A 1351-nucleotide genomic window follows, 5' to 3' on the forward strand; every position below is an offset into this window, starting at 1 on the left:
CTGTTCAGTCCCAGCTGATATGACACAGTTTGTGTCTCTCGGCATGTGACTCACCCGGATCGGGTGATATTCGGGGTCTGTCGCTTGACCAGCGTTGTGGTTGCTGACCATGGCGCGGAAACGAGCGAAGATGCTGCTGATGGACGCGACGTTGGTGGTTCAGGCGAATCTGGGGAACGTGTCGGAGTGGTGCCGGGTCAACGGTGTCGACAGGCGCACGTTCTATCGGCACCGTGCCCGGATCCTTGCCGAGGGGCAGTGGCGAGAGCGGTCGCGGCGGCCCAGGACCTCCCCGCATGCGACGCCGGAGCCGGTGGCGGCCGAGATCGTGCGGTTGCGCGCCGAACTGGTCCCGGACAACGGCGCTGACCCGATCCGGGACGCGCTGCAGGAGCTGGCCCTCGAACAGGGCTGGGACGCTCGGGGCTGGCGGGTTCCGGCGCGGGCCACGATCAACCGGATCCTGGCCCGCGCCGGCCTGCTCGACCGCAACCCGCGCAAACGGCCGAAAGCCTCGCTGCGCCGCTTCGCCTATGCCCGGCCGCGGGACTGCTACCAGATCGACGCCACCGAGGTGGTCCTCGCCGACGGAACGAAGGCGGTGGTTTTCGACGTGCTCGATGACTGCACCCGGCTGCTGGTCGCCTGCCACGCCGCTCTGTCCGAGACCTCGGCCGCGGCCGTCGCCGCGGTCACCGCTGCCGCCGACGCCTGCGGCGCACCGGGGATCGTGTTGTCCGACAACGGATCCGCGTTCACCTCCCGGCACCGCGCCAACACCAAACCCTCGGCGTTCACCAGCACCGTCACCGGCTGGGGCAGCCGCCTGATCCACTCCAGCCCGTATCACCCGCAAACCTGCGGCAAAGTCGAGCGCCACCACCAGACCCTCAAACGCTGGCTCGCCTGCCAGCCCGCCCAGCCCGCCACCCTGGCCGAGCTGCAGACCCTGCTCGACACCTACCGCGAGTACTACAACACCCGCCGCCGGCACAGCGCCCTGGGCCGCCGCACCCCGCACGACACCTGGACCAGCGCCGACCACCTCGGCGGTCCTCAACACCTGCCCGTCCAGGACGACGCCACCATCCACCGGCTCAAAGTCAGCGACAAAGGCACCGTCAACCTCGGCCGCGGCAACCGCATCCGCATCGGCACCGCCCACGCCGCACAGACCATCACCATCGTCGCCGACCACAACCAGGCCACCGCCTACACCAGCAACGGCGACCCGATCGGCTACATCCACATCGACCACACCAAGACCTACCAGGGCAAACTCACCCCAGTCGCCTAACATGCGACACAACAACCGAGACAACCCTGCGACAGATCAACCGAGACAAAACAG

The 1351-nt window shown here is 68.0% G+C and carries 1 protein-coding gene; it reads left to right on the forward strand.

Features of this window, described 5'->3' with window-relative positions:
* The first annotated feature begins 109 nt into the window (after positions 1 to 109).
* A complete protein-coding gene (locus tag EIZ45_RS45790) occupies positions 110 to 1297 on the forward strand; it encodes an integrase core domain-containing protein (RefSeq protein WP_134670447.1) in 1188 nt (395 codons plus the stop codon).
* The last annotated feature ends 54 nt before the right edge of the window (positions 1298 to 1351 follow it).

Origin of the sequence: Amycolatopsis sp. CFH S0740 (assembly GCF_004522315.1) — a bacterium.
In the GTDB taxonomy this organism is placed as follows: domain Bacteria; phylum Actinomycetota; class Actinomycetes; order Mycobacteriales; family Pseudonocardiaceae; genus Amycolatopsis; species Amycolatopsis nivea.

Bases quoted from the DNA above. Each gene is read 5' to 3' on its own strand.
- EIZ45_RS45790 (WP_134670447.1), top strand. From the start codon at position 110: ATGGCGCGGAAACGAGCGAAGATGCTGCTGATGGACGCGACGTTGGTG.